The 14,692-nt window shown below is 40.2% G+C and carries 10 protein-coding genes and 1 tRNA gene; 3 read left to right on the top strand and 8 right to left on the bottom strand.

Going from position 1 to position 14,692, the window contains the following annotated elements:
- Positions 1-72: 72 nt before the first annotated feature.
- Positions 73-1,386, bottom strand: coding sequence for a fibrobacter succinogenes major paralogous domain-containing protein (locus tag KEM09_RS16800; RefSeq protein WP_212230032.1), 1,314 nt, complete (start codon positions 1,384-1,386; stop codon positions 73-75).
- Positions 1,387-1,827: 441 nt separating this feature from the next.
- Positions 1,828-1,901, bottom strand: a tRNA-Ile gene (locus tag KEM09_RS16795).
- Between the two features lie 172 nt (positions 1,902-2,073).
- Between KEM09_RS16795 and KEM09_RS16790 the strand changes: the two genes are divergently transcribed.
- The 3 genes from KEM09_RS16790 (at position 2,074) to KEM09_RS16780 (ending at position 8,003) form a co-directional block, all read left to right on the top strand.
- Positions 2,074-2,358: a hypothetical protein gene (locus KEM09_RS16790; protein ID WP_212230031.1), complete on the top strand. Its 285-nt coding sequence runs from the start codon at positions 2,074-2,076 to the stop codon at positions 2,356-2,358.
- Positions 2,359-2,448: 90 nt separating this feature from the next.
- Positions 2,449-5,475 (top strand): basic secretory protein-like protein, encoded by a 3,027-nt coding sequence (locus KEM09_RS16785; RefSeq protein WP_212230029.1) that lies wholly within the window; start codon positions 2,449-2,451, stop codon positions 5,473-5,475.
- A 269-nt stretch (positions 5,476-5,744) separates the two neighbouring features.
- Positions 5,745-8,003: a sodium-translocating pyrophosphatase gene (locus tag KEM09_RS16780; RefSeq protein WP_212230027.1), complete on the top strand. Its 2,259-nt coding sequence runs from the start codon at positions 5,745-5,747 to the stop codon at positions 8,001-8,003.
- A 308-nt stretch (positions 8,004-8,311) separates the two neighbouring features.
- Here the strand turns inward: KEM09_RS16780 and KEM09_RS16775 are convergent, their stop codons facing one another.
- The 6 genes from KEM09_RS16775 to KEM09_RS16750 form a co-directional block, all read right to left on the bottom strand.
- Entirely contained in the window at positions 8,312-8,746 is a 435-nt protein-coding gene (locus KEM09_RS16775) for a hypothetical protein (RefSeq protein WP_212192112.1), read from the bottom strand.
- Between the two features lie 65 nt (positions 8,747-8,811).
- Complete coding sequence (locus tag KEM09_RS16770; protein ID WP_212192111.1) at positions 8,812-9,723, bottom strand: hypothetical protein; 912 nt, start codon at positions 9,721-9,723, stop codon at positions 8,812-8,814.
- Between the two features lie 56 nt (positions 9,724-9,779).
- Positions 9,780-12,830 carry an ATP-binding cassette domain-containing protein gene (locus KEM09_RS16765; RefSeq protein ID WP_244825076.1) on the bottom strand — a complete coding sequence of 1,017 codons (3,051 nt, stop codon included), beginning with the start codon at positions 12,828-12,830 and terminating at the stop codon, positions 9,780-9,782.
- A 29-nt stretch (positions 12,831-12,859) separates the two neighbouring features.
- Positions 12,860-13,240 carry a DUF1987 domain-containing protein gene (locus KEM09_RS16760; protein WP_212230025.1) on the bottom strand — a complete coding sequence of 127 codons (381 nt, stop codon included), beginning with the start codon at positions 13,238-13,240 and terminating at the stop codon, positions 12,860-12,862.
- A 12-nt stretch (positions 13,241-13,252) separates the two neighbouring features.
- On the bottom strand, positions 13,253-13,822 hold the full coding sequence (locus KEM09_RS16755) for a SiaB family protein kinase (RefSeq protein ID WP_212230023.1): 570 nt from the start codon (positions 13,820-13,822) through the stop codon (positions 13,253-13,255).
- 307 nt (positions 13,823-14,129) lie between these two features.
- The gene (locus KEM09_RS16750; protein ID WP_212230021.1) at positions 14,130-14,684 is read right to left on the bottom strand and encodes a GNAT family N-acetyltransferase; all 555 of its coding nucleotides are present in this window, start codon (positions 14,682-14,684) and stop codon (positions 14,130-14,132) included.
- Positions 14,685-14,692: the final 8 nt, after the last annotated feature.

Raw genomic sequence — 14,692 nt, 5'->3', positions numbered from 1 at the left:
ATTGTTGGGCTATAGGTACATACAACATTGTGGTGCCATATGTATTGACAGCAAATGACAATATTTAAAAGATTAATTATCGCGGATACAGCGAATGCTGCAAAAAGAAGAATAATTGCCAACACCTATGCCATCATTCTCAAAAATATGTCTAATGTAAAAATATTCATCAGAGTTTGGGATTCTGGTGCTGGTCAAGAATTTGGTCATTACACTATCAAGTCTTGAATCATAAAGATGTGTAGTAGAATTATAGGATAAAGTTCCTGCTGGTTTCATATTAAAATCATATTGATCAATGCCATTATAATTCTCGCCGTTAGGACCTGGTAACCAACCTGTAGTTGACTTGAGAACAAAAGAACGATCTGCGCCTCTTAATTCAGCAGTCTGCTCATCAATCTTATCAGCCGGCATGCCAATAGCCAATTCTAACTGCTTCCACTCTTCATGAGTTGGTATATGAAACCCACAAGGGCAAGGGTTATGGTTAACAGGATCATAACTTGGAAATATGGTATAATAATACCCGTACTCAGGAATTTCTTTCCCTCTTTTAACAATCACACCTCTAGTTAAAGGCTTTCCATCATTAAAATGCGTGGTCATCAGGTTTCTGTCGAGCCAGGCTTGCATATCAATAATAACGATGCCATACACATTAAAATCGTAATCGTGGACCAGCAATTTATCCAGTGGCATGGCTCTGATGGTGTCCGGCACAGAGGGCAATCCATCGGTACTAACCGCCTTTACTTCAAATGTGTATACTTTGGCATCTTCCTGTTTTAGCGGCACCCAGTTGTCAAAAAAGTCTTCGAGCAAGAGCTCTCCCTGGCCTGCCGGTACTTGTATGGGTTGTTGTATGCCATCCACCTGTGGCTCAAAAGAAACTTCCACATAGTCGGTATTTTCAGGTTCGAGCCAGCTAAGTTTTACAAAGTTATGGCCGGTCCAGTTGGTGTGTGAGCTCGACTCAGCTTTCAGTTCAAACACATTGGGCGCATTGGTGTAAAAATGAAAGACCTTGCTTTCCGTCATGCGGCCCGCAATAACCTGAGTAGCCGATTCATCGTATTCGAAACTCTGTACTTTCCAGTAGTACTTCTGCCCTTCCCTAAATTCCAATTCGCAATCAAATACTTTGGCATGATTTTTAATCTCGTACCAAGCCATTGAATCTTCACTAACCATTAAATTATTAGCAACGTAAGCGCCTTCTGGATCGATTCCTCCGGAAAAATCAAATTCCAGCTTTGATAGATCGACCACACTGCCATTGGCAGGTGAAAGCAGAACCGGCTCGGTAGGTAATTTATTTTCATCTTTTTCACATGCCCAAAGGGTTACTAATAATAGTGCAATTAAAAATACGTGTTGTTTCATAAATCTTTATCTTATCAGCTTTTTTTTAATTATCTCTAATTTTAAAACATCAGTTAACAACCTCGTAAGCCACTAAACCACACTTGCTGCGTGTTATGCTCACAGGCGTTATTTCATTTTTAAGTAAACAATCCCACCTATTAATTGCAGAAATTCTATTTCGTAACACATATTTTCAATATCTTTTTTGTTTTTACACATATATCACTCAATACATGATACTTAAAGAAATACCATAATGCATTCCTATTATATATTTTGTTTATTTTATTGAAATAAAAAAGGTGGAGCTGAGTAACCACATATCAAATAATCCTCTTAATTTCCTGCGAACATTCCGTTTATTTAGCGGGCGAGTTGTCCCTATAAATCAGTACTGCAAGAAAATGTGGTGCAAAAAAGCCACTTACAAATTGATGTAAGTGGCTTTCGTTTAAGGGGTGGGCCCACCTGGGCTTGAACCAGGGACCCCCTGATTATGAGTCAGGTGCTCTAACCAACTGAGCTATAGGCCCGGCTTATCAAGGTTATTACCTTTTCAGCGGATGCAAAAATAGCTAACAATTTTATATTATCAAATAGATATTTTAATATTTTCCGCAATTTTAAAGGCATTGTGCCAAAGTCCGTCATTGAAATATTAATTACACTTCTGTATTTTAGTGGAATACATTATTAACCTTAGTCATGAAGCAAAAAAGTATTTTTACAATCGCTACCGTTATTACTCTCCTTTTACTAAATTCATGTTTACCTGGTGGAGGCAATTATGCTCCTGATTCTCCGGCAGGATTTTTCACTGGTATCTGGCATGGCTGGATTGCACCCATCTCGCTAATTCTTGGATTATTCAATAAAGATATCACCATCTACGAGTCATTTAATACGGGCTGGTGGTACGATTTTGGCTTTTACATTTCCATTATCGCTGGTTTTGGTAGTATACGATTGCTACGCAAAAAGGAAGGTTAAAAAGCAATTTACAAAACACAACAAATATCATATATTGACAACATTATTGGTTGAAATGCGTATCTTAAAACAGCCCTTAATGTGTCCAATATGCGATTCGTATTCACCATATTAGTGTTATGTGGATGGAGTATACCATTGCTTCATGCGCAATACTTTGGACAAAATAAACCTTCCTACGAGAAGTTCAACTTTCAGTTGTACAAAACACCCAACTTTGAACTCTATCACTATTTTGAAGATGAAAAATTAGCCGAGCAGTTAGGCAAGCAAGCCGAAAAATGGTACTTCTACCACCAGCAGGTGCTATTAGATACGTTTCAAACCCGAAATCCAATCATTTTTTATTCTAACCACGCCGATTTCCAGCAAACAACCGCCGTAAGCAGTCGCATTGATGTTGGCACAGGTGGTGTTACCGAAGGGATGAAACGGAGGGTGGTAATGCCTGTTTCATTCACCGGCGGACAAACAGACCATGTGCTTGGTCATGAATTGGTACATGCATTTCAGTACCACATGCTGTCTACCGATGAGGAGGTTAGCCTGATGGCCATTAATAATATCCCACTCTGGATGATTGAAGGTATGGCAGAATACTTGTCATTGGGCAGTGTTAACAGCCATACAGCACTGTGGATGCGCGATGCCCTAATAAACAACACGTTTCCAACACTGAGGGAAATGACTTTTAGCTATCGGTATTCTCCCTATCGCTACGGTCATGCCTTTTGGGCATATATTGCCTATCAGTATGGTGAGCAATACATACCTCGCTTGTTTAAGGCTACTGCAAGGGTTGGATATGAGCAGGCTATAGGCGATGTATTAATGTTATCTGACGATTCACTTTCAGTGATGTGGCAGCAAACATTAAAAGAACATCTGCTGAAAGAAAGCATAGACTCTACATTTACAATTGTTGGCGAAAGAATTATATCTAAGAAAAACAGCGGACGCTACAACCTTAATCCGTCCATCAGCCCCAATGGCCGCTATGTTGTTTTTCTTTCCGAAAGGGATATGTATGATATCGACCTGTTTATGGCCGACAGCAAAACAGGCGAGGTAGTTTCCAGGCTTTATACCGCTACAAGCCACGATGAAATTGATGCACTGAATTACCTCGAAACATCGGGCACATGGTCGCCAGACAGCCGCTACTTTGCTTTTATTGCTTTCAAACAAGGGCAGTCAACCTGCCAGATTTATGATGTACGAAGAAAGCATCTTATCAAGGAGATCCAAATTAATGAGATGGATGAAATCTCATGGCCGGCCTGGTCAACCAACAATAACACCATCGCTTTCTCAGCACTTAAAGAAGGTGTTTCAGACATTATTCTGTATAACCTGGATGACAATGCTATTGAAAACATAACGAAAAATGAGTTTGCTTGTATTCAGCCAACCTGGTCGCCAGACGGTCAATACATTTATTACGTCACCGACAAAGCCATATCAACTAAACTCAGCAGTCAAGGCAGTCTGCATATAGCCCGTGTATCAGTTGATACTAGACAAACCGAGTACTTCAGAACGTTTGATGGCGCTAAAAACCTCAACCCAATTGCCACCATCAACAAGCATGAAATACTGTTTTTATCCAACCGCGACGGACGGCGCAACCTGTATCTGCTTAACACCAATAACGCACAGGTTCATCAAATTACCAATTATCCAACAGGCATAACAGGCATGACCGATTATTCGCCTGCCTTAACTCTTACTGGCGACACACTTTTGTACACTATGCTGTGGAATGGCGAATACAACATTTTTAAAACATCTTTACAAAACATACGGAAAAACAAGCAACTGGTGGTTGAGCGCGAGACTAATTTAAGTGCTTCGCGATTATTACCGCATTCCACCATCCCTTCACAAATAGAAACCAACCTCTATTTTAACCGGCAATCATACGCCCTGCAGGCAGACAGCTTCTTTACCGATCAAATTAGAAACAAATTTAAGCTCGACTATATTGGGAACGCATCGGCAGGCGTGATGACCGGACGCTTCGGTACTGGTATGGCAGGTAGCATTGAGGCAATGTTTAGCGATATACTCAGCAAAAACATGCTATATACGGCCGTGAGCATTAATGGCGAGATTTATGATTTTGGTGGACAAATCGCCTATATTACCCAGCAAAAAAGGATGAAATTCGGAGTGGCTTTATCGCACATTCCGTATCGCACAGGCACGTACCAATATCAGACCGATTCGCTGGCTGACGGCACAACTGCACGTTCGCTTCATTACCTTTTCCGAAGAACCTTTGAGGATAAGCTATCGGTCTTCACATTTATTCCGATAAACAAAACCAGGCGATTTGAGGTGGGAGCATCCTATGCCTTCTACAACTATCGAATTGAACGGATTAAAAACATCAATTCTTATTCACAAATCTATTCGGCAGAAAAAGAAAAGCTTCCTGCACCTGATGGTTTCGGTACCGGTATTCTGGATGCTGCATATGTTATTGACAATGCCAAAATGGGACTTGCCTCACCGGTAGAGGGTAAAAGACTGCGTATACAGGTGGAGCACTACCTGCATAAGCTTCAGATGCAGACACTTCTAATTGACTTCAGGCGTTACGTGTTTATTAAGCCCTATAGCCTGGCATTTCGGCTCTACCACTATGGCCGTTACGGGAAAGATTCAGACAGTGACCGCATGAGTGAGTTATTTCTTGGCTCTCCCTGGTTTGTGAGAGGATATGACATGGGCGACTTCTACGGGGATGAAACAACCAATGCCAATACTATCAGCATGAATCAACTGATAGGCACACGACTACTTGTTACCAACCTCGAATGGCGCATCCCTTTCACCGGACCGAAAGAAATTGCCTGGTTCCGCTCCAATTTCTTATTTAGCGAACTGGCACTGTTTGTTGATGGCGGCGTCAGCTGGAATAAAAACTCATACCCGGTAGCTAAATTAACTACCAACAGCAATGCTCAACGCATACCAGTATTTAGTGGTGGTGTAGCCTACCGCATCAACCTCTTTGGAGCCATGATCCTGGAACCATATTATGGCTTTCCCTTCCATCAGAATCAGCTTAAAAGAGGTGAATTTGGCATTAATATCTTTGCCGGATGGTGATGTAAATCACTAATATTTTTCTGATTATTATTCATCAGGCATCTTAAAATCATTATCTTGTGATTGCGGGGACAGATAATTATGTGAGAAAAGTTAATTGGAGAGAATCCTGAAAAACGAAGCCACATGGGATATCTAAGCCGGATCAAACCGACTTATTCTACACTTCTGGTTAGTCGAAAGAACACTTGTTTTCGACAGGTTTATCATGTGTGCCCTTCAAGTACTTCACATACCCTTACTCATTTACTAACTAAAACAAAATTTCTATGGATTCAATTTTTTGGTTTATACCAATAGCTTCATTATTAGCATTGGTTTTTGCATGGATATTCTTCAAATCCATGATGAAAGAATCGGAAGGTACTGACAAAATGAAAGAAATTGCCCAGCACGTAAGAGAAGGAGCAATGGCATACCTGTCGAGACAATACAGAGTAGTAGGCATTGTCTTTTTGGTGCTGCTGGTGATATTAACAATACTGGCGTTTCTGGGTGTCCAGAATCCTTTTGTACCGATCGCATTTTTAACAGGTGGTTTCTTCTCAGGTCTATGTGGTTACCTGGGGATGAAAACAGCTACTTTTGCTTCGGCACGTACAGCACACGGGGCGTCACAATCACTTAACAGAGGTTTAAAAGTGGCATTCCGAAGTGGAGCTGTTATGGGTCTGGTTGTAGTGGGTTTTGGTTTAATTGATATTGCACTATGGTATCTGATATTAAACAACATTTACGATCATAATATCTTTGGCCTGGGCTTGAAAGTAGCCGAGGAGGTAGGTCTTACCGGCGCCTGGTCGGCTGATTTTGTAGCTAATGGAGAGTGGACACATGCTAAAATGGTGCATATCACAACTACCATGTTAACCTTTGGTATGGGTGCATCAACACAAGCTTTATTTGCCCGCGTTGGCGGAGGTATTTACACCAAGGCTGCCGATGTTGGTGCCGACCTGGTTGGTAAAGTTGAAGCAGGCATCCCAGAGGATGATCCGCGTAACCCGGCCACGATAGCAGATAACGTTGGTGATAACGTTGGTGATGTAGCTGGTATGGGAGCCGACCTTTACGAATCGTACTGCGGTTCTATCCTAGCAACGGCAGCATTAGGAGCTGCCATCTCCATGAATTCAGGTGCATTTAATGAGAAAGCCATTATTGCGCCAATGATTGTAGCAGCCATCGGTATTATCTTCTCAATATTAGGCATATTTATGGTGCGAACCAAAGAGGATGCCAGCGCCAAGAACCTATTAAATTCACTGCTTGTTGGCACAGCCGGTTCATCTGTACTCATACTGGTTGCAATAGCAGTTATGGCCTATTTAGGTTGGTTTGGATGGGGCATCTTCGGCTCTGTTGTAGCCGGGTTGATTGCCGGTATTATCATCGGTCAAGGCACCGAGTATTATACCTCTGATGGTTATAAGCCAACTCAGGGTATTGCGAAACAAGCACAACAAGGTCCTGCAACAACCATTATCGATGGTATTGCTGTTGGTATGTATTCAACATGGATACCTGTGCTTACAATTGTTGCCGGTATTATTGCAGCATTTGGCTTTGCAGGTGGTTTTACCGACTTTAGCGAAGGTGTGTATGGAATTGGATTTGCAGCTGTTGGTATGCTTTCAACGCTTGGCATAACACTAGCTACTGATGCGTTTGGTCCTATTGCCGACAATGCAGGAGGTAATGCTGAGATGGCAGAACTACCGAAAGAAGTACGTGAACGGACTGATGCTCTGGATATGCTTGGAAACACCACTGCAGCTACCGGCAAAGGCTTTGCAATTGGATCGGCTGCATTAACCGCTATGGCCTTGCTGGTTGCATACATGGAAGAAGTGCGTATATGGCTGAAAAAAGTACCAGAACTGGGTAATAAGTTCCTGGAGGTAACAGGTGCTGAAAGCCTTACCAAAGCAACCATCCAGAATTTTGTGGACTACTATGAGCTTAACATGTTTAATCCTCTGCTGTTGGCCGGACTATTTATTGGAGCCATGATGGCCTTTGTATTCTGTGCCATGACCATGAAAGCAGTAGGACGTGCAGCTGGTGCCATGGTAGAGGAAGTACGTCGCCAGTTCAGAGAGATACCGGGTATTTTAGAAGGAACCGGCACACCTGAGTATGCTAAATGTGTAGCTATCTCAACAAAAGGTGCTCAACGCGAAATGATGGTACCGTCTATCCTTGCTATTGCTGTCCCAATTTTTGTGGGTTTGGTATTTGGTGTTGCAGGCGTTATTGGCTTACTCATGGGAGGTCTTGTAACCGGCTTTACGCTGGCTGTAATGTTAAATAACTCGGGTGGAGCCTGGGATAACGCGAAGAAATACATTGAGAAAGGCAATTATGGCGGCAAAGGCAGTGAAGCACATAAAGCCGGGGTTGTGGGTGATACAGTGGGTGATCCGTTCAAAGACACTTCAGGTCCGTCATTAAACATCCTGATTAAGCTAATGACCATGGTATCAGTGGTTATGTCAGGATTAACCGTTATTTATTCATTGTTTTAGAACCACTTCTACATTGAAAACAGATGTAATTATCATCTGTATACCATTGATTAGATTTCTCCGCCCCAGCAAATTGGGGCGGTTTTTTTGCACCTAATCTCAACATACGCATTATGGCATCAGTCATTTCAAAACCTGATTATACACAATGTGCTTTCCGTAATAACAAAAACAGTAGCGATAGAGTTAAATCACCAACAGTTATAAACGAAAGCTTGCTAGCATTTAAAAGAGGTATAGCAAACGATACAAATAAAAAGGGCTACTCAATATTGAGTAACCCTTTTATATAAAATGATTATATGTTCTTATAATTGCTTAACAAGCGACAAAACAGCTTTTGCACAACCTTCCTGTCCGCCTTTAAAGGAGAAATAAAGGTGATAAACGCCTGTTTTTCGACAAATGAATTGAAATTCATCGTACATTTTGCCATTGTGAAAGTTGCTACTAATCAGTTTCTCGTTTTGCTTTAGTTGCATTATCATCTGCTCAGCATTCGATGCACCATTCACAATATTAAACTTGTATTGCGTATTACTATTTAAAACAACAGAAAACTTTACGTAGCCTGTTTTAACATCTTTACGCTCCTTCACCATTTCTACAGTGAAATCTTTGATGTACTGTGTGGCTCCCATCTCTTTTAATGCTGTCTTAAGCAGATCATCGCCACATTGCGCTGACGCACTTAGCCCACTCATTATAAAAAGGATAAAGAAGCTATAAAATATTTTTTTCATGGTATCAATTTTAATTGGTCCGGGTAAGAATAATTACAAAAATAACTTTTTTTCAAACACACAGACTACGACACTATGAATTCTCTTAATGCCTTGATCTCTTCAATGATAGCTGTCACCTGCTCCGGAGTAATTTCAACATGACTAATCTCATCCTGAACAATTATAAGCATACCATCCTGCTCAATGGTTTTTGGTTCTGCAAACTCGGTGGTTATCTTAACCGGATCGTATGCCGCTTTTAGCTTACCAATACGCTGCGCCAACTCCGCAAAATCAGGATCCTGACTATAGTTCTTAAGAATGATTTCAATAATATTAATGATATCTTTTTGCTCAGCAACACGGTTGATTAAGCCCTCATCATTGGTCTGCTCAATAACATTTCCAGTAATATACAAACCTTCAATCCAAGCACCGGTTACAATTAATGAAGATACATTACTACGCTTTTGGCTGCGCAGGTATGAATCCATCTGGTTAAAGCTAGAAATAGAAATCTGCATCAACGAATCCAGATTATTGCTATTGGTAGCCATACGCTTTAGAGCATTAAAATCGAAAAACTGACCAACTTTAATTCCTTCAGACAAGCTTTTAATAGCTACTAAGTAGGATACAACAATGTTATTCTTATCAAAGGTGTTGATATAACCTAAATCAGCACTGTACACACCCAGGTTCAACGCACGCTTGTAACTTGTATTGTAAGCATCAACTTTATCGGTACTATTGAGGATCTTTTGTGAGAAATCAACGCCTGTTGCTTTGATTATTGAAGCCATTTCAACTGGTGACGAAATATTTTGAATGACATCACTCATCACTTCCTCTGACAGCTCAAGAGCTGCACTCTCTGTAGCAGGTGCAAGTGTCAATTCATCCGACTCGCTACTTTTTTTCGATGATCCTGAACATGCTGACATGATACATACTCCGGCAACCATCAAGGCTAGGTAACTAAATTTTCTCAACATTTTAGTACGTTTTTAATTTCGATTGAAGCAATTATACTCAATTATTTAGTAAAAGGTTACTTTTTAAACAGTTTTAATTCACCAAAGAAGTCCAGACTCCGCTTCAGGAGATCAAAGTACAGAGCTATATACATCAAAATAGTGAGGAGCCAAACCACCATTATATTGAACCATAAAGTATCAAAAAAGTGCCCTGCAAAATGCTTCTGTGGTGCAAAGAAATGCGTTCTGAATGAAATGGCTGTCTCTGGCTCAGGTATCTGATAAATCGGATCAACAACCTGAATCAGCTTATCACCATCCCGAAGCATCTTATTCTTATCAAATGTTTTACGAACAATATCAGAGATGCTTTCATTAAAATAGGCATCGCGTATGACATTAAACCGATCTTTATTATTTCTGATATTATCTGACATAAAACGGTTGATGGTATTATCAGCTGTATTAAACAAATCGCGATAGTGATTCTTCAATTGCTCAATGTACATTTTGGCATCACTGGCAACATGCTCATCAAATTCGTTCACTGTTAATTTATCCATCCCTTCGAATTCAATAGATGGAACCCGTTTCTGTTCCTTACTCAACTCATTGCGCAATAAGGCAATATCATCAGAAAAGCTCTTACCTGATTTATCTGCTATACGGCAATTGGCTATAACTTCTTCCAATTCAGGCAGGTAGTATACATTCTTAAAGTCAGCACTACTTTGCTGCAGCTCCACTTTAAAAATGTTTTTCTTGAAATTGTTGTGCTTGTATTGGTGAACAATTAATCCTTCGTAAATGTAGCGCGAAGGCATCACCTCAGCCACTAACGGCACCTTATCAACACTTGTAAAGTCTTTATTCAGCTTATCAAATGTAAACATCGCGCCACCCAACACCATTTGAGGGATCATTACCAGTGGAATCAAAATATAGATGGTTACAATGGAGTTGAATGATGCTGAAAGTATCAGGCCCAGGATATTGGCAAAGGCAGATACCGAGAAGAGTGCCAGCCAGAATTCAAAATTCATCCCTTTAATGCCCAAAATGCTATTGGCAACAACTACGAAAAGGGTCATCTGAATAGCCGACATCACAAACAATATCAGAATTTTGGAAGCCAGGTAGCTCGAGCGACTCAGATTCAGAAACTTCTCCCGCTTTAATATTTTTGCATCTTTGAATATTTCCTCTGCACTGATTATCAGACCAAAGAAAAGGGCGACAATGATACCCATAAAGATATACGGTGCAATATTTTCATTCTCACGAAAAACGTAGATATCCGATTCAGGATCGACAATGTAACGAATGAGGTAGGCCAGAATGAACCCTAGCAAGGGGGCTTCCAGCAAATTGAGCAGAATATACTGGGTGTTACTGATTTTCGATTTAAAATCGCGAAGCGTATAAATAAAGAATTGCTTAAACCACGATGGTATATTCAATGATTTAGGCGGTGTAGAATTAACCTGTTCCACCTGTGGCAATTCAATGTTTTCTTTGTAATGCTCATGCCATTCCTCAGGTGAGGTTTTTCTTTTGTTGGTGTAATTTCCATATTCATCAATTACATTGGCATCAATGATATTGAAAATTAACTCCGGATTGAGGTTACCACATGTACCACATTCACCCTGGTCACTGTTGATTTGCGCATCCAGCCGTTTGAAATATATCAATGATTCGCTGGGATTGCCATAGTAAACCGGGTAGCCGCCTGTATCAAGGATATACATCTTATCAAACATCTTATAGATATCTGACGATGGCTGGTGAATAACCACGAATATGAGTTTGCCCTTTAAAGCCAGCTCACGCAGGAGGTTCATAACATTCTCCGAGTCACGTGATGACAATCCTGAGGTAGGCTCATCAACGAACAAAATGCCTGGCTCACGAATTAACTCAAGAGCAATATTTAATCGCTTTCGTTGCCCACCACTAATCATTTTATTAAGTGGTGAACCCACCTTAAGGTTACGACGCTCATACAAGCCAAGGCTCGTTAGCGTATTATTCACCATCTCCTCTATTTCTGCTTCATCTTTATCTTTAAAACAGAGCTTAGCATTATAATAGAGGTTTTCGTATACAGTTAGTTCTTCAATCAGCAGGTCGTCTTGTGGAATATAGCCAATCACGCCCTCCACCTTATCACGCTCCTGATGTAGATTATAGCTATTAATCAACACCTCTCCTTTAGTAGGCGTTTCATTCCCGCAAAGAACGTTTAACAGCGTTGTTTTACCAGCCCCACTGGCACCCATTATACCAATGAGCTTACCCTGTTCTTCTGAGATGTTGACGTTACGCAGACCGATACCGCCTGTCTTAAACTGAAAACCAACATCTTTTACCTCATAGGAGATTTTAGACACCGATGAATCGGACATAAACCGTGAGACCACATCGGTATAGTAAACTGGCTGTCCTTTGGGCAGTTTTATGAAGCTTCCCTTAGGAAACAGATAGATACGACGATTATTAATTAACAAGCCATTCAGAAACAGATCCTGATTACCTGTATACCTTACGAAATATAAGCCAGCACTGTTTACTCGTAAGATTAGCACATCCCCATCGAGCTCGCCTGACTGGATATGCTTGGCATTTGTAAACTCATCTACATTGTGGTTGACAATGAGTACGTCCTCCAAATCAAGTTCTTGAACAGCATTATTAACCGTATAGGTCTCAATAGCTTCAATTTCTTCTTTTGGCAATTTAAATACATCGGCCACCGTATTGATGATAGCCATGCGTTGTTCAGTAAACTTACGGTCGGCATTAACCAGCTCATACAAACGCAGCAAAACCACCACTTTCTGCTCCTTATTTAGCTGCTTATTGATTTTTTTACAGATTCCGAGGATTTTCACGGAATCTTTCATCGACGTTAGTTTTACCTTACCTTCCGGCTCTCCCTTGCCAAGTTTCGAATCTTTTGAGAATTTCAGAAAGAGCGAATAATATTCTTCCACAGCCTCGGCATTTAACTGCTGCTCAAGAAAAGTTCTTACATACTCTGTCTCATTCGCTTCAACACCACCGTCCTGTTTGGCAATTAAACCAAACAGTTGCATCAGTGCCTTCAGAATTTCTTCACTCATATTTTAGCTTTCTGGGAGGTCAGTTTTAATTAGTCGGTATATGAAATATAATCAAAAGGTATCTCTACTATATCGGCGTATTCTTCGCCTGCTTCGAGCATATCTTCTTCTTCTTCGTGATAGTGCCATTTGATGACAACATCATGATCATTTTCAACAATTTCTTCGAACTTAAGCAGTATATCAAGAATCACTTTTGATGAGGCAGTGTTAAAATACTCCAGCTTAAAGTTGAATTCAGTTTTTTCGGCAGGCGCTTCCGCATATGCATCAATCCAGTCAAGGATTGGCTCATAGAACATGTTCACATCTTCAGGTAACGAACGCCCCGAAATTTCAAATTTACCGTTGTCTTTATCCAGAATTACATTAGGTGTATCGTCAGTACCTACAATATTAATTACTTCCATTTTATAGTCTAATTAGTTTCGTTGTACAGTTGATGTTAAGATAAAAAAGCTAACGTCTTCATTTAATTTCTTAAACTCATAGCTAAGTTTACTGCCTGTTTTCTTAGCGATATCGATAAACCCGAGACCGGCACCGCCTTTATCAGAAATTCTACCTTCCTTCATCTGCTTTTTGTATAGCTCAGACAGGCCTTTTTTATCCAGGCTGTTAACAAGTTCAAGGTTGGCTTTCAACTCAGGCACCTTTTCATTTTTTATAACATTACCGGTAATAATGTTATAGCTGCTTTCACCATGACTCACCATAACAATTCCCCTGCGTTCATCCTCATCATCATCCAATGAATCGGCATGCTTACTAATATTCTGAAGGCACTCCACCATTACATTAAACACCTTACGCTGAACAGTATTAGACTCTTGACTTTTTTCAAGACTTCGCTCTGTCAACGAAGTAAATGTTTTGGTAATTTCCTGGGTTACCTCCCCTTCATACACCAAATTAATTTCATTGGTTTTCATGGTCTTGTACATCTGATATGCAAAGTCCAGAAACCCATGATTTTCTTTATTCTTATCCATATTTTGAAGTGTGTTAGACTTACGACTTCTTATCTTACTGCAATATAGCAAGAAATACAAAAGTAGAAAGAACAATACAATATCATCACCTTTCCATTAATGAATTTCTTAAAACTACACATTCAACTATCGAGCAGCATGTGCAAGATAGAACAATAAAATAACTAATTACTTCTCACGTCAGTGGTAGTACGGAGAAACGACAGAATTGTTTTGAAAAATTACGCCAAATAACAGATATACCCCTTAAACGATTCAAATATCCTGATTAACAAGAGGCTGATAAGCTATATGGCCAACAACGTCGTTAATTCAAATTGAGAAGAAAACCGGATTGAAGGTGAGTTTTTTCTTTTACTACATCTTCGGTACTCGCGCCATTATTTTGAGAGTTGATGGTAAACCCTTGCGACAGATAATTGGAAATGGCAGACATTTTCTCAAATTCGCTGGCATGGCAAAAGATGCGCGTTGGCTCAAACTGGAAACAATAATCAACCACTTTGGACAGAAACAATGCCCGAATTTCAAAATCCAGGCTATCACTGGAGATTCCCAAATCACGTATTTCCACCTGACGGTCGGGTAGCACAATTAAATCAAACGAGCCGATAACTTCGCCATTATGTAATGCTATAAAAAAATGCACTTCAGGGTGTATTAATACACTTTTCAGAATATCTCCACTAACTGCCAGATTTTCCCACCAACCCTTTTTCAATGGCACATCCGGCAATGCAAAACTGAACTCATTATTTTTCCGAATCTTAACAAGTTCAATCTTTTCGTTATATCCTTTTGCCGGCACAAACTGACTGCGGCTTGTTAATTCAAGCACATTATAGCTATTACGTTTTTTCATAACACCCT

It is taken from the genome of Carboxylicivirga mesophila (genome assembly GCF_018271975.1).
Classification (GTDB): Bacteria; Bacteroidota; Bacteroidia; order Bacteroidales; family Marinilabiliaceae; genus Carboxylicivirga; species Carboxylicivirga mesophila.
This window is presented reverse-complemented; position numbering and strand designations above follow the sequence as displayed.

Coding starts and splice junctions, on each gene's coding strand:
- KEM09_RS16760 (WP_212230025.1), bottom strand. CDS start 13,240: ATGGAAGTAATTAATATTGTAGGTACTGACGATACACCTAATGTAATT.
- KEM09_RS16765 (WP_244825076.1), bottom strand. CDS start 12,830: ATGAGTGAAGAAATTCTGAAGGCACTGATGCAACTGTTTGGTTTAATT.
- KEM09_RS16755 (WP_212230023.1), bottom strand. CDS start 13,822: ATGGATAAGAATAAAGAAAATCATGGGTTTCTGGACTTTGCATATCAG.
- KEM09_RS16750 (WP_212230021.1), bottom strand. CDS start 14,684: ATGAAAAAACGTAATAGCTATAATGTGCTTGAATTAACAAGCCGCAGT.
- KEM09_RS16800 (WP_212230032.1), bottom strand. CDS start 1,386: ATGAAACAACACGTATTTTTAATTGCACTATTATTAGTAACCCTTTGG.
- KEM09_RS16785 (WP_212230029.1), top strand. CDS start 2,449: ATGCGATTCGTATTCACCATATTAGTGTTATGTGGATGGAGTATACCA.
- KEM09_RS16775 (WP_212192112.1), bottom strand. CDS start 8,746: ATGAAAAAAATATTTTATAGCTTCTTTATCCTTTTTATAATGAGTGGG.
- KEM09_RS16790 (WP_212230031.1), top strand. CDS start 2,074: ATGAAGCAAAAAAGTATTTTTACAATCGCTACCGTTATTACTCTCCTT.
- KEM09_RS16770 (WP_212192111.1), bottom strand. CDS start 9,723: ATGTTGAGAAAATTTAGTTACCTAGCCTTGATGGTTGCCGGAGTATGT.
- KEM09_RS16780 (WP_212230027.1), top strand. CDS start 5,745: ATGGATTCAATTTTTTGGTTTATACCAATAGCTTCATTATTAGCATTG.